Here is a 20378-nt window from a genome sequence, read left to right on the forward strand (position 1 = left end):
GTGGAACTCCGAAGAAGACCAGTTCGCCATGCGCGCCGCCTTCGTCACCCAACAGTGGGCCACCGACCTGCCGGTGATGGACGTCATTGATCTGTTTCATGTTGACCAGATGCCAGCCAAACGCAAACGCTGGCTGCACCACTACAAGGAGTGCGTCAAACGTCAGCTGCTACTGAACGGCGGCGACAAGATACACCTGAGCAAGAACCCTGTCATGAGTGGCTGGGTCGGCTCACTGATTGAAACCTTCCCCGACGCCAAAATTGTGGTGATGATGCGCGATCCGCACCAGTGTATCCCCAGCCTGCTCAAACTGGTGGAAAAATCCTGGCAGCATCAGGGCTGGAAAAAGGCAGACTACCAGTCATCGCTCGATACCCTGCGCGACCTGTCCTTTGAAACCTTCCGCAACCCGGCCATACAACTGGCGGCCCACCCGAACACGCCCCAGATTGTGGTGGACTACCGCGATATTACCGGCTCACCACGGGATACCGTGCATGCGGTATACAAAGCCTTGGGGCTGGACCTTTCAGAGAGCTTTGATGCCTACCTGCAGGCCCAGGCCGAGCGGGAAAAGAACCACGCCTCAAAATTCGAGTACAGCCTAGGCGAGTACTCGCTTACACGAGAGACCATCGAAAGCGAGCTGGAAGACTTTTACGATCAATACAACTGGCCTCGCAGCAGCGATGCTGCATGACAAGCGGAGAAGACCATGACCGACGACAATAAACAGATCAAACAGCAACTGCGCTCGGCCTTTGACAACATGATTCAGTGTTTTCAGGAGGCCCGAGACGCCATCGACACGCCAGAGTTACACCCGGCGCCACCCACCGAACGCAATCTCGCCGAAGGCTACCGCTACGTGCTGGGCTTTATGCTCAGCGGCATCGAACGCGCACTGGCCGACCCGCTCTACCCGCGGTTTCGTCGCGCTATCCAGCCCACCAACCGCGCCACTATCGACAATGCCGACGCGGTTTACCTGATGGCGGAAATCGACGGCAATTATCGCTACCGGGTTCGGGGCAAGGCAGCCGATACGCGCCACTGGCGCGGCAAACAAGCAGCCGACGGCACCACCGCCCCGCAATATGTTATTTTTGAACTCTCCAGCGGCTATGCCGGCGACAGCGGCCAGCTGTCGGAAATGAAACCCGGCTCACGCATTAACACCTCAACCCTCGACAGCAGCGCTCTACTCGTCGATGACGATGGCTGCTTTGAAATTCTGATCGCTCCGGAAAAGCCCGAGGGTTATGAAGGCAACTTCCTGCTCAGCAAACGCAGCAGCCACGGCACCGACTATGTGGGCCGCTACCTGACCTGCCGCGAGCTATTCCACGACTGGGCAAATCAGGATGTGATGGATCTGGAAATATTGCGACTCGACTGCGAGCAGGAGATCAAGCCCCCCATTGACGCCGAGATGGCAAGCAATCTGATGCGCGAAGTCGGCACAATCACCCGCAATCAGGTGCACTTTTGGAATGCGTTTAACGCTATCACTCTGGAAACGTACGGCAAAATCCCCGGCGGTATCAGCGACAAAATGGGGATGGACCGCCCCTTCATGCCGGTCAACGATATGAATCCGCCCAACGCCCTAGGCATTGCCACCGGTGGTGGTCAGAGCAGCAATATCTACGCTGGCGGCACCTATCTGCTGGGCGACGATGAAGCCCTGCTCATCGAAACCCACACACCGGTCGAACCCGCTTTCATGGGTTTTCACCTGGCGAATTTGTGGGGCGAATCGCTGGATTTTGAGAGCTATCCTTCCAATATCAACGCCCACTTCCTGGACCGCGACGAGGACGGAGGCTACCGCTGGGTGGTCTGCCACAAAGACCCCGGCATCGCCAACTGGGTAAGCACCACCGGCCTGCCCCACGGCTACACCTCCATGCGCTGGACCTATCCCACACCACCACCGAAGGAGCAGTGGCCCACCTTGAAAGTAGAGAAGATCGCCGTCAGCGAGATTCGCGAGAAACTGCCCCAGGCCCGGGCCGTTAGTGAAGCCGAGCGCGCCGAACAGCGCCTGATTCGCCATCGCCATGTGCAGCGCCGCTACCGTCAATACTAAGCGTTAATAACAAGGACAGAGATAATGAAATCACTCGAAGGAAAAACCGCGTTTATCACTGGCGCCAGCCGGGGCATTGGCCGCGCCATCGCCCGGCGTTTTGCTGCCGAAGGCGCCAATGTTGTGCTCTGCGCCTCGCGGCTCGGCGCCCACGGCGACCTGCAGGGCACACTGGAAGAGGCGGTTGGCGAGATCAAGGCCAGCGGCGGCAAGGCTGCGCCCGAAGTCTGCAACTTGCTGGATGAAGCCGCTCGCGCCGATTTGATTGAGCGCGCTACCAAGCACTTCGGCCCGATCGATATTCTGGTCAACAACGCCGCCACCTCGGTGATGAACATGCCGAGTCTGATCAGCAGCAAGCACCGCAATCGCATGTTCGACCTGAATGTGAACGTGCCCGTCGAGCTGACCCAGCAGGCGCTGCCGGGTATGCGCGAGCGTGGGGCCGGTTGGGTGCTTAACCTGAGTAGCGCGACCATCGACCAACCCATCGTACCCTACCGGGACAGCCGGGAAGCTGCGCTGGTGATCGGCGCCTACGGTGCCAGTAAAGCGGCCCTTGCCCGCTACAGTGAAGCCCTGGCCCATGAGCTGGCCCCGGAGAAAATCTACGTCAACACCCTGGCACCCGAAGCCATCGTACTCACTTCAGGCGCCGACTATGTCCGCGATATCGCGCGCAAGAATCCGGATATGGTCGAGCCGGTGGAAATGATGGCCGAAGCCGCGCTGGCGCTGTGCTCACGCTCACTGGTGGGTCTTACCGCCTACAGCCGGCAACTGGTGCATATGCTGGGAATCGAGGTCCGCTCCCTCGACGGTGGCAAAACCATTGGTGATGCCTTCGCCGAGGCCGATGTGGATGCAACCTTCTGAGTCTGGCATCGAAGCGGCAATCTCACGCACAATGGACGGGTATAAGCCCGGATAGACACAATGTTGTGCCATCGCCTTTTTGCGTTTCTGCTGCTGGTTTCGGCCCTGCCCGCCCACGCCTGCGGCCTTTCTCCTTCGACACTGGTGGCCCGCTATACCATCAGTGAGAATGACAACGGTGCCCGCCCGCTCATCCTTTGGCGGGCCAACAACCAGGTTGTGCAGCAGCGGCCAGATCAAAGAATCAGTGATTACTGGCAGTGGCTGCGCGACGGCAGTTTCACCCATACCCGCTATTATCAGGACTATGATCGTGGTGTGATCATGCCACCGCAAGCCGATGACTGGTCCCGGCGCTGGCAGTTGTTTGCCGATGAAGCACTGCAGCAAATGACGCTTCAGTCGGAGAGCGGTGAGGGCTGTAAACGCGTAGAAAAATACCACCGCACATTAAAAGAAGGGGATCTTACCGTTTGGTGGAGTCCCGACCTGAAACTGGTGGTACTGCTGGACCGCCGCAAGAGCTCAGGCACAACAACGATGAAGCTTATCGATTTCGATACCGATAGCAAGAAGGTCAATCAATTCCTGTCAGAACTTCAATCGCTCCCCGCAACCCCCTTGGCCGAACTGCTTGAGCAGGCAAAGTTTATCGATGCGGTGCTAAATCGCTAGACAACACCGCATCACTCTCAGTGCGCGTGTTCAACAAAACCGACCCGAATCATCTTGCGAAGAAAGGGGTCAGATTCATTATCACCGATATCGGCATAGTCCGTGGACACATAGTCAGCGCGAGCCGCAAAGGCCTCACGTATCGTCGTCGTGTCGACTTTCAGGTCAACCAGCTTTATGCGGGTTAGGCCGTCCGAATTACGTCGCTCCAGTTGCAGCAGCAGGCGCAGCGCCGGGTTCCACCATACCGTGAGCTGACCGTCAGCGAGTTCCCGCTGATAGCGTTCAATACGCTTGCAGCCACTGCCTTTGCTGCCGATACGCTGCATTTTTTTCAATGCCTGCGCTGGTAGCAACTGTGCCTTGGCACTCCAGTCCGCCGCCTCGGGATCGTATTCAATCGCCCGCTGGTGGGCGTCGAAATAGCGCACCCGACGCACCTCGCCATTGCTTAACGAGCGATAACTGTCCGCCAGTTTTGCCTCGGGCCGCACCTGCAAGGCGCGGTCCCCGAGACGCCACAATTGAAGCGCAGTAGTGTGGCCACTCGGTTGACTGATCGCGTAGTGCGCGCCAATAGCATCGGCATTGACCTCGCACTCAGCAGCCACGCCAAGTGGCGATAGCATCAGCACAGCCGCGGCAACACAATATGCTCTGAACATAGACCATCTAACCATAGGGAATCTCCTTACCCGCCGCATTAAGGCAGGCTTTTCTCCGCTTTGCTGATCAGGTTCAGCGCATAGTCCATAACGTGAAACAGCGTATTCTGCTCGTTGGTTCCGCTCACCAGATGGGCACCGGGGCCAATCGCATAGACACCCACATCTTCACCAGCGTGGGTTTCCGAGCTCAGCGGCACCAGCGCTTCCTGGTGGAACCCGCTCGATTCGGTATTAACCAGACTCAAGTCTTTACGCCCGGCATCAATGGGGTTGCTGTAGGCCGCGTCTGCATCGGTCTCGCTGTCACCGAGATTCATATAGCCCCGACCATTGGTATAGCCAAGTGTTGTATAAGGCAAGCCGTCGGCAGCCTTGGTCGCCTCCGTTTCCCCAACGGCAACAACCTTGCCCAATATGGGATTACCGCGCTTGGGGTAACCGGCGATGGTAAATACGTGGCTATGATCAGCGGTGACGATAATGAGCGTGTTTTCAGGATCGGTTTCTTCCAACGCAACCTTAACGGCGTTGGCCAACTCAACGGTTTCCGTCAAGGCACCGTAGGCACTGCCGGCGTGATGGCCATGATCGATTCGACCAGACTCCACGGTCAGGAAAAATCCCTTGTCGTTGTTGTCGAGAATGCGAATGGCCTTGCGCGTCATGTCGCTCAATGACGGCTCACCCGCCAGGTCTTTGTTGCGGTCAGCTTCGTAACGCATATGCGATTCATTAAACAGCGCAAACACGCGTTCAGTCGCTTCAGAATTCAGGGCGTTAAATCCGCTCTGATCGATAATGTAGTTACCGGTCGGATAAGTAGCCTGCCATTCAGCCGTCAGGTCTCGCCCATCCGTTCTGTCGCCTTCTACGGCACTGACCGCATCGCTGGTATTTTTCGCTGGATCATTGGGCAGAAAATGGCGGCGACCGCCACCCATAACCACCTCAATACCGTCGACATCAGCACCGGGGTAGCGACCTTCGAGAAGGGATTCAAATTTCACCAGCTGATCGGCGATATCGAGACAGCCTGAGGAAACAGCCGCGCCCGGCATATCAGAAATATCTTCCCAATTGCGATCCGCTGATTTGGCATAGGTAGCTGCCGGCGTGGCGTGAGTGATGCGCGCCGTTGAAACAATGCCCGTCGAAAGGCCGGCCAACTCGGCAAGTTCCAATGTCGTGGTGAGTTCATTGCCACTAACAGTACTGCAATCACCGCGCACAATATCTTCATCCACGCCGATCACACCAACATCGGTTTTGACCCCTGTTACCATAGCGGTCATCGTGCCAGCGGAATCCGGCGTCTGAGCATCAACATTGTAGGTTTTGACCAGACCGGCAAAGGGAAACTTGTCGAAACTCAAATTGTGCTCTTCGCCGTTCAGCCCCAGTGACTGACCTTGCAGAATCCGCGCGGCGGTAACGGTAGAGACCCCCATACCATCACCCACAAACAGAATCACATTCTTGGCCTGGCCGGCGCTTTTGGCGATGGCTGCTGCCTGAGCCTTGGCGTCTTCTACACGCTGCGCTGAGGCAATATACCAGGGGTTGTTAACCGTATTGGCAAGCTGCGTGGAGGTCAGTGAGGTTGCCGCCGGAGTTTGGCTCGACGACACTGCGTTAGTACCGTCTTTGCCGTCTTCCCCTTCACATCCAACCAGCGCGAGCACTGATGTCATTGCCAGCATTTTTGTCAGAGTTTTCATTGGTTTCTCCACGTTAATCCATCAGATCCAGCGCTTGGCTGATCAGGTGAAAGATCTGGTTTTGTTCGATGACCCCCTGTACGAGATCAGCGCCCGGGCCAATGGCATGCAGGGTGATGTCCTCACCTGCGTGCGTTTCACTGGAGAGCGGTATCAAAGCTTCTTGATGAAATCCGGGCTGGGTGGTATCAGTCAAGCTCAAATCAGCACGCCCTGCATTGACAGACTCACCATAGACCGCGTCAGCATCTGTCTCGGTGCCGAGATCGTGAAACCCGCGACCATTGCTATAACCGAGAGTTGTATACGGCATACCGTCAGCAGCCTTGGTCGGCTCGGTTTCACCCACCGCAACCACTTTGCCCAGAATCGGATTGCCGCGCTTGGGATAACCCGCCATGGTGAAAACGTGGCTGTGGTCGGCCGTGACCAGAATCAGCGTTTCATCCGATCGGGTCGCATTGCGCGCCGCGTCAATTGCCTGCGCAAACTCAATGCTGTCATTCAGCGCATTGTAGGCATTGCCCGCGTGATGGCCATGATCGATTCGGCCGGATTCCACGACCAGAAAAAAGCCATCCTCATCATTATCCAGGATAGCGATAGCCTTTTCCGTCATCGCCTGCAGTGAAGGCTCACCCGCGAGATCATTGGCCCGGTCGGCTTCGTAACGCATATGCGATTCATTAAACAAGCCCAGCACATTGGTGGTGCTTTCGGTATCCAGGCCATCAAAACCCACCTGATCAATAATGTAGGCACCTTGCGGATAAAGCGATTGCCATTCAGATGTCAGGTCTCGAGCATCGGTACGATCACCCTCCACCGCACTGACGGCGTCGCGGGTATTGAATGCTGCATCCTTGGGCAGAAAATGCCGACGACCACCACCAAACACCACATTGATACCGTCCACATCCACACCCGGATAGCGGGCTTCCAATCGTGACTCAAAGGTGATGAGCTGATCAGCGATATCCAGACAGCCGCCATCGATGGCTGCTTGCGGCATATCAGAAACATCTTCCCAGTTGCGATCCGCCGACTTTGCGTAGGTCGCTGCCGGTGTCGCGTGGGTGATGCGCGCGGTCGAAATCACGCCCGTCGCCAAGCCCCGGATTTCCGCCATTTCCAGCGCCGTCGCCAGCTCATTATTCTTTACGGATGCACAGTCGCCTCGTACCACATCCTCGTCCACACCGATCACACCCACATCGGTTTTTACACCACTGACCATGGCTGTCATGGTGCCGGCCGAGTCGGGTGTCTGGGCATCCACGTTGTAGGTTTTCACCAGGGCCGTGTAGGGAAACTGTTCAAAGCTCAGAAGGTTTTCTTCGCCGTTGCCACCGGCCCGCTGCCCTTCCAGAATCCGCGCCGCCGTCAGTGTCGAAACACCCATACCGTCACCAACAAACAGAATGACATTTTTCGCCTTGCGTCCGGCTGCCAGTGACTGTTTGTTTTCGATCTGTTGTTCACTCGCCTTATACCAGGCATTTGCAGTCTGGCTGGCAGGCAAGGCAGCCGAAAAGGCCAGATTGGCGCTGGCGGCCATAGCAGCAGCCAGCAATACGTTTTTGTGTGGTTTCATCGGTCTGTCCCCAGAAAATCGTGCAATCAACGCGTCTGCGTCCCGAGATTTCGCAGGCAAGACTACCTGGGGTATGTGTAAACCCTGTGTCAGGCCGACTACAGCTATAAGACAAAAACGTGTCTAAAATTTCATAGTTCACCGCTCAGTAACGCGCTGAACTGTAGGCCGCGAAAGTATAAAAGGAGGCCACAATGACGAAGCCCGACTATCAGATCTTCGATGCAGACCACCACTACTATGAGGCCGAAGACGCCTTTACCCGTCATATCGACCCAAAAATGAGACGCCGCTGCATGCAGTGGGCTGATGTAGACGGCAAACGCAAACTGATGGTCGGCGGCAAACTGTGCCCCTTTATCCCCAACCCCACCTTTGACCCGGTCGCCAAACCCGGCTGCATGGATCAGTTCTTCCGCGCCAAAAACCCGGAAGGTAAAAGCATCAAAGAGCTGTTTGGCGAGCTGGAACCCATTCGTCCGGAATACCGCGACCGGGATGCCCGGGTTGCGTTGATGGACAAGCAGGGTATTGAGGCCATGTTTATGTTCCCCACCTTGGGTGTGGGCATGGAACAGGCATTGAAAGATGATCCGGAAGCGGTCTGTGCGGCCTTTTATGCCTTTAACCGCTGGCTGGATGAAGATTGGGGCTGCAATTACAAAGACCGCATCTTTGCAGCACCCTATATCAGCCTGGTGAATCCCGACTTTGCTGTCAGCGAACTGGAATGGGCGCTGGAGCAGGACGTACGAGTTGTCGTCATGCGCTCAGGGCCGGTCATGCACCCCAATGGCAACCGTAGCCTCGGCCACCCGGATCACGACATCTTCTGGAAACTGGCTTCAGACAGCGGCATTACGGTGGCCTTTCACTCCGGCGACTCCGGCTACCACCAGTTCAACGAATTCTGGGGCGAAGGCGGGCACATGAAAGCCTTCGGCACGTCGCTGCTGGGCAGCGCATTGAGTGCCAACCCGATTTCCGACACCGTGGCCTCACTGATACTGGATGGGGTTTTCGACCGGCACCGCAATCTGAGGGTCGCAACCATCGAGTCCGGTTCGAGTTGGGTGAAGACCCTGCTCAAATCCCTGCGCAAGACCTACGGGCAGTTCCCACAGGCCTTCAAGCGTGATCCGGCAGACACCCTGCGCGAGCACGTGTGGGTTTCACCCTATTACGAGGATGATTTGCAGGAGTTAAAAACGGCTATTGGCGCAGAGCGCATTATTTTCGGCTCAGATTACCCCCACGCGGAGGGTCTGGCCGAGCCAGTGAGCTTTATGGACGATATTGCAGAGTTTTCAGCCGCCGAGCAGCGGCTGATTATGCGCGATAACGGCATGTCACTGATTCAGCGACGCCGCGCCTGACACCGCTCAGTCGTTGGAATCGCCGCCGGTGATATTACTGCCCGGCCGCTGGGGCATAGTGGGGAAGTTGGCCACCTTGCCGCTGTTGGCGGGCAGCTCGTGGATCTTGCCCACCCCCTCTTTCTCCACTTCGTCTATTCTGATGATGGAGTGCATGGGCACGTAGGACCGGGTCACCTGGGCGAACTCGTTTTTCAGCTTCTCTTCGCCCGGATTAACGATCACCTGACCTTCCTCGCCAAACACGAATTCTTCCACTTCGAGAAAGCCATACATCTCGCTCTGGTAAATCGCCTTGGCGTAAAGCTCATACACCTGATTCTGGTTGTAAAAAATCACCTTGTAGATGGGCGTTTTACTCATTCGCGTACCTGAAACCCGCTGTATCCAAAAAAGGGCGGCGATAGTAGCACATTTGCCCTTTTGCCGCGCAAAAAATCGACAATCTGGCTTGGGCCTTGGGGCTCCGCGTCTGTATAATGGCCGCCCATTTTATACACAGCGCTTCTTGAGCACTTTATGGCCGACGCCCCGAAAAAGCTTTACATCAAAACCCACGGTTGCCAGATGAATGAATACGACTCATCGCGTATTCAGGATCTGCTGGGGGTGTCGCACGGTCTGGAGCCCACCGACAACCCGGAAGAAGCCGACGTACTCCTGTTAAATACGTGCTCTATTAGGGAAAAGGCTCAGGAAAAGGTCTTCCACCAGCTCGGCCGCTGGAAGCAGCTGAAAGACAAAAATCCGAACCTGGTCATCGGCGTGGGTGGCTGCGTGGCCAGCCAGGAAGGCTCTGATATCGGCCAGCGCGCGCCCTACGTGGATGTGATTTTCGGCCCCCAGACCCTGCACCGGGTGCCGGACATGCTCAAAAACCGCAAGCCCGACGGGCCGATTGTGGTGGATGTCACCTTCCCGGAGATCGAGAAATTCGACAGCCTGCCCGAACCGTCGGTGGATGGCCCCAGCGCGTTTGTCTCTATCATGGAAGGCTGCTCCAAGTACTGCACCTTCTGCGTAGTTCCCTATACCCGCGGCGAAGAAGTCAGCCGCCCGCTGGAGCAGGTCATCGCAGAAATTGAATCGCTGGCTGAGCGCGGCGTACGCGAAGTTAACCTGCTGGGGCAGAACGTGAACGCCTATCGAGGCGCCACCAGCGACGGCGACATTGTCGATTTTGCCGAACTGCTGGGCTTTGTAGCGGCCATCCCCGGCATCGACCGCATCCGCTACACCACCTCGCACCCGGTGGAGTTCTCCGATGCACTGATCGAGGCCTACCGTCATATTCCGCAGCTGGTGAACCACCTGCACCTGCCGGTACAGAGCGGCTCTGACCGCATTCTCAAGGCCATGAAACGCGGCCATACCGCCGACGAATACAGAGCAAAAATTGCCAAACTCCGGGAAATTCGCCCCGATATAAGCCTATCCTCTGACTTTATTATCGGTTTTCCGGGTGAAACAGAAGACGACTTCAGCGAAACCATGCGTCTGATTGGCGATATCGGCTTTGATACCTCCTTCAGCTTCATCTACAGTGCTCGCCCCGGCACGCCGGCGGCCCAGCTGGCCGACGACACGCCGGAGGAACTGAAAAAGCAGCGCCTGCAGATTCTGCAGCAGCGGATTTTGCAAAAAGCCCAGGAAATCAGCCAGAGCATGGTGGGCAGCACCCAGACGGTGCTGGTCACTGGGGTGTCCAAGAAAGACCCCGGGCAACTGCAGGGCCGCACCGAGAACAACCGGGTGGTTAATTTTAGTGCGCAGGATCAATCACTTATCGGCGAGTTTGCGACCGTAACCATTCGTGAAGCCCTGCCGAACTCCCTGCGCGGCGAGCTGGTGGCCTAAAAATGTTTGGCCGCGCCCTTTTCTCGGTTATCCTTAACTTATTCAATACGTCTTTTGGACGGAGCAGCCGGTAACACTTTGACTTCAGCACCCATACAGACCGTTCTCACCCTCGAACCCAACGACCCACACTTATTGGCGCAGCTCTGCGGCCAGTTCGACGAACACCTGCAAATGATTGAGCAGCGTCTCGCGGTGCGCATTGGGGTGCGCGGCAATGCGCTGGCGCTGGAAGGCAGCCAGAGCGCCGTGGACACGGCCAGCGAAGTCATTGAGAGCCTTTATCGGGCCAGTGAAAGCGGTACCGAACTGAACCCCGAAACCGTACATATCCACCTGCAGGAAGCCGGACTTGAGCAGCCCCGCGAGAGCGATCCCAACGTCGCCGCACTTGCCCTGATCCGTACCAAGCAGGTCACCGTCAAACCGCGCGGTAAAAACCAGCAGCTTTACGTGCGGGCAATCAAGGCCAACGACATCAACTTCGGTGTGGGCCCGGCCGGTACCGGCAAAACCTATCTGGCCGTGGCCTGTGCGGTCGAAGCCCTCCTCAATCATCAGGTCGAGCGCATCCTGCTGGTTCGCCCGGCGGTTGAGGCCGGCGAAAAACTCGGCTTTCTGCCCGGCGACCTGGCCCAGAAAATTGACCCCTATTTGCGCCCGCTCTACGACGCCCTTTATGAAATGATGGGCTTTGAGACGGTCAGCAAACTGATCGAACGCAACGTGATTGAGATTGCGCCGCTGGCCTATATGCGCGGTCGCACTCTGAACAACTCGTATATCTTGCTGGACGAAGCCCAGAACACGACGCGGGAGCAGATGAAAATGTTTCTGACCCGCATTGGTTTTGGCTCCACCGCCATTGTGACCGGTGACGCGACCCAGATCGATCTGCCCCGCGGCACCCCTTCGGGCCTGACCCACGTGCTGAACGTGCTCAAGGAGATCGACGGCATCAGCATGACCTTTTTCCAGTCCAAAGACGTGGTGCGCCACCCGCTGGTGCAGCGCATTGTTGAAGCTTACGAATCCTATAACGGCGACGCCGCATCCTTCGACAAAACCAAGTCATGAACCTCACCATCGACCTGCAGAACGCCAGCTCGGCGTCTGCCCCACCATCGCTCTCCGACTTCGAGCGCTGGGTGGGGGCGGCCCTGATTGGGCGCCGCGATGAAGCGGAAGTCTCGATCCGGCTGGTCGACGAAGAAGAAAGTGCGACGCTCAATGCCCGCTATCGCCAGAAAGACAAACCGACCAATGTTTTATCTTTTCCCGCAGACTTACCCGCCGAGCTGGAACTGCCCCTGCTGGGGGACCTGGTGATCTGCTCGGGCGTAGTCCAGCGTGAAGCGAGTGAGCAGGGCAAACCGGAAACCGCCCACTGGGCGCATATGGTGATTCACGGCACCTTGCATCTGATTGGCTACGACCATATTGAAGACACAGACGCCGAGCTGATGGAAGGCTTGGAAATAAGCATTCTGGAAACACTGGAGTTTCCCAACCCCTATCTGGCAAACTAGCCGGTCGGGATTTTTAACGATTCTGCTCCTACAGGAGGACAGCACACAAATTCATGAGCGACGACCGATCTGGCAACGATTCAGGCGACAAGTCCTGGATCGAGAAAATTGCTCAGGCCTTCGCCGGCGAACCGAGAAACCGCGACGATCTTGTTGATATTCTGCGCATAGCGCGCCAGAACGAAGTCATCGACAGCGACGTTCTCGGCATCATTGAAGGTGCAATGAATGTAGGGGATATGCAGGCACGGGAAATCATGGTGCCGCGCCCGCAGATGGTAGTGATCAAGGTTGACCAGCCTTTTAATGAGATCCTGTCACTGATCATCAAATCCGCCCACTCCCGCTATCCGGTTATTGGTGAAAGCGCCGATGAGGTGCTTGGCATTCTGCTGGCCAAAGATTTACTGCCGCAGCTGCTGAAATCCAATCCCGAAGACATCGACCTGCAAAGCATTCTGCGGCCGGCTACGCTGGTACCGGAAAGCAAGCGGGTCAATGTTCTGCTGCGCGACTTCCGCGAGAAACGCAATCATATGGCGGTAGTCATCGACGAGTACGGCGGTGTTGCGGGGCTGGTGACCATCGAAGACGTGTTGGAGCAAATCGTCGGCGAAATTGAAGACGAGTACGACGAAGACCACGACGCCTTCATTCGCAAGATTGCCGACAACGATTTTATCGTCAAGGCACTCACGCCCATCGAAGACTTCAACGACACCTTCAAGACCGAATTCAGCGACGAAGAATTCGACACCATCGGCGGCATTATCCTGCAACAACTTGGCCACCTGCCCAGCCGCAATGAGGTCGCCACCATAGAGCGCTGCGAGTTCAAGGTGATCAACGCCGACAACCGGCAGATTCACCTGCTCAGAATGCGTTTGCTGGAAAGCGAAGAAGCCGAGGCGGAACTGGTTTAGTAAGTTCGCAACTAGTGCTAGGCTCTGCTGCACACAAGCAACAGAGCCTGGCCCTTATGAGTGATCGCCTTCATCAGTTCGCCCAACTTCTGGTCGACATCAGCGTTGTCGCTCTGCTCTTCATGCTGCTTGCAGGCCTGTTGTATGTGGGCTGGCTCTATCTCGTTGACATTCGCCAGACCCAGCACGCCATTCGCCGCAACTATCCTGTTATCGGCCGCTTCCGCTACCTGTTCGAACACCTGGGCGAATTTTTCCGTCAGTATTTCTTTGCCATGGACCGCGAGGAGCTACCCTTCAATCGCGCCCAGCGCTCCTGGGTTTACCGAGCGGCAAAAAATGTCGATACCACAGTTGCCTTCGGTTCAACTCACCCGATGAATCAGGCCAACGATGTGCTGTTCCTCAATGCCGCTTTCCCGACATTGAAAGAGGACTTTGTGCCGGCCTCAGCCGTTACCGTCGGAGAGGGCTATTGCGACAAGCCCTACACCACCGACAAGTTCTTTCACATATCCGGCATGAGTTTTGGTGCGATCTCAGTACCGGCGGTCAAGGCTCTGTCGGCTGGCGCGGCACAGGCAGGCATCTGGCTCAATACCGGCGAGGGCGGCCTGTCACCCTACCATCTCAGCGGCAACTGCGACCTGGTCTTTCAGATCGGCACCGCCAAGTACGGTGTGCGCAACGCGAAAGGCGAACTGTGTGATGACAAACTGCGCGCCGTCGCCGCACACGAGGCTGTGCGCATGTTTGAAATCAAACTGAGCCAGGGCGCCAAACCCGGCAAGGGCGGTATATTGCCCGCCGCCAAGGTTAATCAGGAAATCGCCGACATTCGCGGAATCCCGGCCGGACAGGACTCCATCAGCCCGAACGGCCATGTCGAGGCGCGCAACGTCGACCAGCTGCTCGATTTAATCGTGCGCGTACGCAAAGCCACCGGCAAGCCCACGGGCATAAAAGCCGTTATGGGTGACATAAATTGGCTGGACGATCTGTTTCAGCGCATTAGCGAACGCGGTCTGGATTGCGCGCCCGACTTCATCACGGTCGACAGCGGCGATGGCGGCACGGGCGCCGCCCCTCAGAGTCTGATGGATTACGTGGGGTTGTCGATTCGCCGCAGTCTGCCCCTGGTTGTCGACAAGCTGGCCGAGTGGAATCTGCGCCAGCGCATTCGCGTGATCGCCTCGGGCAAGCTGATCAACCCGGCCGATGTTGCCTGGGCCCTGTGCGTAGGCGCCGACTTTATCGTCTGCGCCCGAGGATTCATGTTTTCACTTGGGTGCATTCAGGCCCTGCAATGCAACAAAAACACTTGTCCTACCGGGGTCACCACCCATAACCCCGAACTGCAAAAAGGGCTGGTGCCCGAGAACAAGGCCAAGCGCGTGGCAAACTACGCCTGCAACCTGATGCAGGAAGTCGGTGTTATCGCCCACTCCTGTGGCGTGAGAGAAGCGCGCGAACTGCATCGCCGCCACGCCCATATCATCAATGATCGCGGTATTCCCGAGCCACTCGATGTGCTCTACCCGGAACCGCGCCCCAAACCCGAGCTGTTTAGAGAGCCTGACAGACTAAACCCGCCGCAATAGCTTGGAAGCAACAGGGGGCCCGGCTAGAATGGCTAAAAGCCCGTTAGAGTGCACTGCATGAGCCAAAAAAACACAAGCCTCGCAAGCCTGTCACTGTTAGCGATGGTGCTGTGTGGCATAGCCGTGACGCTCTCCTTCGCCCCCTTCGGGCTCTGGCCACTCAGCCTGCTTGCAGCAGCCATTCTCAATCTCGCGCTGGAAAAATCGACGCCACGGCGCGCACTCGCCCTGGGCTGGGCCTATGGCGCCGGCCTGTTCGGCAGCGGCGTATCGTGGATCTATGTCTCCATTCACGATTACGGTTTTACCTCCGCGCCACTGGCTGCCACCTCTACCGCGTTGTTCTGTCTGTTTCTCGGCGGCATTCCGGCGCTCACCGCCTGGGCCTACTGTCGCTGGCTGCGCGACGGCCGCGCTGGCCGGGTACTGGGCTTTGCCGCGATATGGCTGCTGTCGGAATGGATTCGCGTGTGGCTGCTTACCGGCTTCCCTTGGCTCTATCTGGGTTACGCCTATATCGACACCCCGCTGGCGGGCTGGGCGCCCATCGGCGGCGTCTTTCTGCTCAGCCTGATTGTCTATTTTTCCGGTGCCTGTATCGCTCAGGCGCTGTTGTTTCGCCGCTATGTTCTGCTGCTGGCCACAATGGCGCTGTGGGGCCTGGGCTACTCCCTGCAATCCATCGAGTGGACGGAGGCCAATGGCCGCTCGCTGAAAATCGCGGCCGTACAGGCCAACATCACTCAGGATAAAAAATGGCTGCCGGAAAACTACAAGCCAACGTTGAAACTCTACGATGAAATGACCCAACCCCTGCTGGGCAAGCACGATGTGGTGATCTGGCCTGAAGCTGCCATTCCCAACTATTATCACGTTGCCAAAGATTACCTGGACATGATGGCCGCAATGGCCGAAGAAAGTGATACCGCTCTGGTCACCGGCATACCCCTGCGCACGCCCGAAGGCGTCTACAACGCATTGGTGGTTTTAACCGGCGGTAGCGGTATCTACGCCAAGCAACGGCTAGTCCCGTTTGGCGAATATGTACCGCTAGAGCACTGGCTGCGCGGCCTGATCCGCTTTTTCAACCTGCCCATGTCGAGCTTTACCGAAGGCCCAGAGAAGCAAAAGCCCCTGTTTATCAAGGATCACAGGGTCGCCCCCTACATTTGCTACGAGGTGGTCTATCCGGATTTTCTGGTGCGCCAGATGAACAATGCCGAGTTGCTGCTGACCGTGTCCAACGACGCCTGGTTTGGCCGCTCTATCGGCCCCAAACAGCACTTCCAGATGGCCCGTATGCGCGCGCTGGAAACCGGCCGTGAACTGATTCGCGCTACCGGCACTGGCACCACCGCGGTCATCGACGCTCGCGGCAGGGTCAGTCAGCGCATTGCGCCCTTTGAAAAAGGTGTACTCAGCGCCACCGTCAAAGGCCGCCAGGGCAGCACCCCGTTTATGCAGCTGGGGTCCTGGCCCGTGTGGCTGCTGTGCTTCTTGTTGGTGGCCATTGCTGGCTGGACTCGCCCACACAAAAAGCGCCTTTAGCACTCACTCACCATAGCTGATAAAATGCGCGGCCTTACCGACGTCGCCGTCCAGCATTAGAGCCCGTAATCAGACACTCATGAACACACATTACAACGCCGATCAGATTGAAAAAGCCGTCCAGCAATACTGGCAGGAACAGCAGAGTTTCGCCGTGCAGGCCGATCCTCACCGCGAAAAGTACTATTGCCTGAGCATGTTCCCCTACCCCAGCGGCAAGCTGCACATGGGCCATGTGCGCAACTACACCATTGGTGACGTTATCTCACGCTACCAGCGCATGCTGGGCAAAAACGTACTGCAGCCCATGGGCTGGGATGCCTTTGGCCTGCCCGCCGAAAATGCCGCCGTAAAAAACAAAACCGCGCCCGCCAAGTGGACCTATGAGAATATCCGCTACATGCGCGAGCAGCTGCAGGCCCTCGGCTTCGGCTACGACTGGAACCGCGAGTTCGCCACCTGCACGCCCGAGTACTATCGTTGGGAACAGTGGTTTTTTACCCGCCTGTACGAGAAAGGGCTGGTCTACAAAAAAACCTCCGCTGTTAATTGGTGCCCGGTCGATGAAACCGTGCTCGCCAATGAGCAGGTCATCGACGGCTGTTGCTGGCGCTGTGATACCGCCGTGGAGCGCAAGGAAATTCCCCAGTGGTTTATCCGCATCACGGAATACGCCGATCAGCTGCTGAATGACCTGGACCAGCTCGACGGCTGGCCCGAGCAGGTCAAGACCATGCAGCGCAACTGGATTGGCCGCTCCCAGGGCGTGGAGATGCATTTCACGCTGGAAGACGCCATTGCCGGCATCGACGGCTTCGACGTTTACACCACCCGCCCCGATACCCTGATGGGCGTCACCTATTTGAGTCTTGCCGCGGAGCACCCCATCAGTCTGGCGCTGGCCAAAGACAATCCGGATCTCGCGGACTTTATTCAGGAGTGCAAAACCAGTTCCGTTGCCGAAGCCGATATGGCGAAAATGGAAAAGCGCGGCCTGCCCACCGGCATCAACGCCATTCACCCGCTGACGGGGAAACCGGTACCGGTTTGGGTCGCCAACTACGTGTTGATGGACTACGGCTCCGGCGCGGTCATGGCGGTGCCCGCCCACGACCAGCGCGACTGGGAGTTTGCCCGTAAATACAACCTGCCCATCAAACAGGTCATCACACCCACCGATGGCAGCGCGATTGATCTGGAAACGGAGGCCTTCGTCGAAAAAGGCGCGCTGGTCAATTCCGGTGAATTTGACGGCCTCGATTTCAACGGCGCTTTTAACGCCATCGCCGGTGTGCTGGGAGACAAAGGCGCCGGCGCGATCAAAACCAACTACCGCCTGCGCGACTGGGGCGTCTCCCGCCAGCGTTACTGGGGCTCACCCATCCCCATGTTCAACCTGCCGGAAGGCGGCGAGATTCCCGTACCCGCAGAAAAATTGCCGGTACTGTTGCCGGAAGAGGTCGATATGGATGGTGTGCAGTCACCCATCAAAGCCGATCCCGAGTGGCGCAAAGCCGAACACCAGGGCCAGGCCGTTGAGCGCGAAACCGATACCTTCGATACCTTTATGGAATCGTCCTGGTACTACGCCCGCTTCACCTGCCCCGACTTTACAGGCGGCATGCTCGACCCGGCACAGGCCAACTACTGGCTGCCGGTTGACCAGTATGTCGGTGGTATCGAGCACGCCATACTGCATCTGTTGTATGCCCGTTTTTTCCACAAACTGATGCGCGACGAGGGGCTGCTCGACAGCGACGAACCCTTCAAGCGCCTGCTGTGTCAGGGCATGGTCTTGAAAGACGGCGCCAAGATGTCCAAATCCAAGGGCAACACCGTCGACCCGCAAGCGATGATCGAGCAGTACGGCGCCGACACGGTTCGTCTGTTCATGATGTTTGCGGCGCCGCCCGAACAGAGCCTGGAATGGTCTGACTCGGCGGTTGAAGGTGCCAATCGATTCCTCCGACGCCTTTGGAAAGCGGTGCAGTCTCATCTGGAAGCCGGGGAGGTCGCCGCGCTCAAGGTCGACACACTCAACGACAGCGAGCGCGATTTGCGCCGCAAAACCCACGAAACCATCGCCAAGGTCAGCCACGATTATGCGGAACGTTTGACCTTTAACACCGCCATCGCGGCCGTCATGGAATTGCTGAACGAGATCAGCAAGTTCGAAGGCGACCGGGCAGTCGAACGCGAAGCGCTGGAAGCGTGCGTGGTCCTGCTGTCACCCATCGTGCCTCATATCTGTCACACCCTGTGGCAGGCCTTCGGTCACCCGGAAGCGGTTATTGATGCGAAATGGCCACAGGTAGACGAAAGCGCGCTGGTGAAAAGCAGCATTGAAATGGTGGTGCAGGTGAACGGCAAGGTGCGCGGCAAGATTCAGGTCGCCGCCGATGCGGATGCCGAAAGCATCAAGCAAATTGCGCGAACCAATGACAACGTACTGCGCTTTATTGACGGCAAAACCATCCGCAAGGAAATTGTCGTTCCCCAGAAACTCGTCAATATCGTGGTGGGCTGAGCGTGTTCCTCAAGCGGTGTTTACTCGCGCTTATGGTCTGCGCCCTTGCAGGTTGCGGTTTCCAGCTGCGCGGCTCACCGGCACTGAGCGGCCACGGCGAAGCCATCTATGTGATACAGGAGCACAGCGATAATCCCCTGCGCCGACGTATCAGCCAACAAATAGAAATCTACAATCTGAACGCCGTAACAGAGCCCTCCAAGGCCCGTTATCAGTTTGTCATTTCTAAGGTAGAGCGCAGTGATACGGTACTCTCTCTCGACAGCGATGCACGCACTGCAGAGCGCCGTTTATTGATCGAAGCGGATCTACAACTGCTCGGCGAGGAGCGCCAGTTACTGCAGAACCAGCGCATTCGCGAACAGCGGATACTCTTTACTGACCCCGACAACCCGGTCGGCGACTCCATCGAATCGCAACTGGTCATCAACGAACTGGAAGATGCCACTGCGCAGCGCATAGCCCTGCAGCTTGCGCGCTGGCTGGACAGAGCCCATGAAACTGCGCGCCGACCAGCTCAGTAAACATCTCGCTTCACCGCTGCTGCCGATCTACGTGATCAGCGGTGATGAACCCCTGCTCGCCCAAGAGGCCGCCGACGCCATCCGCAAAGCTGCCCGCGAACAGGGTTATACCGAGCGCGAAGTGCTGGATATCGACACCGGCTTTAACTGGGGCAACCTCACCGCTGCCACCCAGTCCATGTCACTGTTTGGCGAACGCAAAATTCTCGACTTGCGCCTCAACGGCAAACTTGGCAAGGAAGGCTCCCAGGCCCTGTGCGATTACTGTGAGCACGCGGGCAGTGACACCCTCCTGCTGATGCAGTGCCCGCGCCTTGATCGCTCTGCGCAGCGCGCCAAATGGGTCAAAGCCGTGGAAAAACACGGTGCCATGCTGCAAATCTGGCCGATTGACCGACAACAACTGCCGCGCTGGCTGCAACAACGCGCCCAGCAGATAGGCCTGAATATTGATCGCACCGGCATCAGTCTGCTGGCCGAACGGGTTGAAGGCAATCTGCTGGCGGCCGCTCAGGAACTGGAAAAGCTGCGGGTGCTGGTCGGGGATCAATCCGTCAGCGGCGATGCCGTCAACAGTCTGGTCGCCAGCAGCGCGCGCTATGACGTATTCAAACTGATCGACTGCGTGTTGCAGGGTCAGATCGCCGTCGCCCTGAAAATGCTGCGCAGCCTGCGCAATGAAGGCGCCGAAGCCATCCCCCTGATGGGTGCCATCACCCGCGAAATGCGCAACCTCTACCAATGCGCCCAGATGATAAATCGCGGCAACGGCATCGACCGGGTGCTGGACAGCGCCGGCGTCTGGGACAAGCGCAAACCCCTGTTTAAACAGGCGCTGGGACGGATCAAGGAAGCTGAGCTGGCAGA

General features: G+C 57.4%; 18 protein-coding genes. 14 read left to right on the forward strand and 4 right to left on the reverse strand.

The features are described 5' to 3' along the window. From ABY734_RS16170 to ABY734_RS16185, 4 genes are all read left to right on the forward strand, one after another. On the forward strand, positions 1–703 hold a 703-nt coding region (locus tag ABY734_RS16170), incomplete at its 5' end, for a sulfotransferase (protein WP_372780415.1). A 15-nt stretch (positions 704–718) separates the two neighbouring features. After that, positions 719–2095, forward strand: coding sequence for a hypothetical protein (locus ABY734_RS16175; protein ID WP_372780416.1), 1377 nt, complete (start codon positions 719–721; stop codon positions 2093–2095). 24 nt (positions 2096–2119) lie between these two features. Then, positions 2120–2971, forward strand: coding sequence for an SDR family NAD(P)-dependent oxidoreductase (locus tag ABY734_RS16180; protein WP_372780417.1), 852 nt, complete (start codon positions 2120–2122; stop codon positions 2969–2971). Between the two features lie 60 nt (positions 2972–3031). Next, positions 3032–3646, forward strand: coding sequence for a hypothetical protein (locus tag ABY734_RS16185; protein ID WP_372780418.1), 615 nt, complete (start codon positions 3032–3034; stop codon positions 3644–3646). Positions 3647–3663: 17 nt separating this feature from the next. Here ABY734_RS16185 and ABY734_RS16190 read toward each other — a convergent pair whose 3' ends face one another. The 3 genes from ABY734_RS16190 to ABY734_RS16200 form a co-directional block, all read right to left on the reverse strand. Next, entirely contained in the window at positions 3664–4275 is a 612-nt protein-coding gene (locus ABY734_RS16190) for a hypothetical protein (protein ID WP_372780419.1), read from the reverse strand. A 74-nt stretch (positions 4276–4349) separates the two neighbouring features. Beyond that, a complete protein-coding gene (locus ABY734_RS16195; protein ID WP_372780420.1) occupies positions 4350–6032 on the reverse strand; it encodes an alkaline phosphatase in 1683 nt (560 codons plus the stop codon). 13 nt (positions 6033–6045) lie between these two features. Then, on the reverse strand, positions 6046–7590 hold the full coding sequence (locus tag ABY734_RS16200; RefSeq protein ID WP_372780432.1) for an alkaline phosphatase: 1545 nt from the start codon (positions 7588–7590) through the stop codon (positions 6046–6048). Positions 7591–7820: 230 nt separating this feature from the next. Between ABY734_RS16200 and ABY734_RS16205 the strand changes: the two genes are divergently transcribed. Next, positions 7821–9002, forward strand: a complete 1182-nt coding sequence (locus ABY734_RS16205; protein ID WP_372780421.1) for an amidohydrolase family protein — start codon at positions 7821–7823, stop codon at positions 9000–9002. 6 nt (positions 9003–9008) lie between these two features. On the opposite strand, the gene ABY734_RS16210 is transcribed toward ABY734_RS16205, so the two are convergent. Then, on the reverse strand, positions 9009–9365 hold the full coding sequence (locus tag ABY734_RS16210) for a DUF1820 family protein (protein WP_372780422.1): 357 nt from the start codon (positions 9363–9365) through the stop codon (positions 9009–9011). Positions 9366–9521: 156 nt separating this feature from the next. Between ABY734_RS16210 and miaB the strand changes: the two genes are divergently transcribed. From miaB to holA, 9 genes are all read left to right on the forward strand, one after another. Continuing rightward, positions 9522–10859 carry a tRNA (N6-isopentenyl adenosine(37)-C2)-methylthiotransferase MiaB gene (miaB, locus tag ABY734_RS16215; RefSeq protein ID WP_372780423.1) on the forward strand — a complete coding sequence of 446 codons (1338 nt, stop codon included), beginning with the start codon at positions 9522–9524 and terminating at the stop codon, positions 10857–10859. A 78-nt stretch (positions 10860–10937) separates the two neighbouring features. Beyond that, complete coding sequence (locus tag ABY734_RS16220; protein ID WP_372780424.1) at positions 10938–11936, forward strand: PhoH family protein; 999 nt, start codon at positions 10938–10940, stop codon at positions 11934–11936. Beyond that, positions 11933–12388 (forward strand): rRNA maturation RNase YbeY, encoded by a 456-nt coding sequence (gene ybeY, locus ABY734_RS16225; protein WP_372780425.1) that lies wholly within the window; start codon positions 11933–11935, stop codon positions 12386–12388. The genes ABY734_RS16220 and ybeY overlap by 4 nt, the downstream gene beginning before the upstream one ends. Positions 12389–12441: 53 nt before the next feature. Next, the gene (locus ABY734_RS16230) at positions 12442–13311 is read left to right on the forward strand and encodes an HlyC/CorC family transporter (protein ID WP_372780426.1); all 870 of its coding nucleotides are present in this window, start codon (positions 12442–12444) and stop codon (positions 13309–13311) included. 56 nt (positions 13312–13367) lie between these two features. Beyond that, complete coding sequence (locus tag ABY734_RS16235; RefSeq protein ID WP_372780427.1) at positions 13368–14912, forward strand: FMN-binding glutamate synthase family protein; 1545 nt, start codon at positions 13368–13370, stop codon at positions 14910–14912. A gap of 57 nt (positions 14913–14969) precedes the next feature. Continuing rightward, on the forward strand, positions 14970–16460 hold the full coding sequence (gene lnt / locus ABY734_RS16240) for an apolipoprotein N-acyltransferase (protein WP_372780428.1): 1491 nt from the start codon (positions 14970–14972) through the stop codon (positions 16458–16460). Positions 16461–16539: 79 nt separating this feature from the next. Beyond that, a complete protein-coding gene (gene leuS, locus ABY734_RS16245; protein WP_372780429.1) occupies positions 16540–18987 on the forward strand; it encodes a leucine--tRNA ligase in 2448 nt (815 codons plus the stop codon). A 32-nt stretch (positions 18988–19019) separates the two neighbouring features. Then, positions 19020–19511 (forward strand): hypothetical protein, encoded by a 492-nt coding sequence (locus ABY734_RS16250; RefSeq protein WP_372780430.1) that lies wholly within the window; start codon positions 19020–19022, stop codon positions 19509–19511. Continuing rightward, positions 19483–20378, forward strand: an 896-nt coding sequence (holA, locus tag ABY734_RS16255; protein ID WP_372780431.1) for a DNA polymerase III subunit delta, incomplete at its 3' end; no start/stop codon positions are given. The genes ABY734_RS16250 and holA, both read left to right, overlap by 29 nt.

This window comes from Litorivivens sp. (assembly GCF_041624475.1).
Taxonomy (GTDB): Bacteria; Pseudomonadota; Gammaproteobacteria; order Pseudomonadales; family Spongiibacteraceae; genus Litorivivens.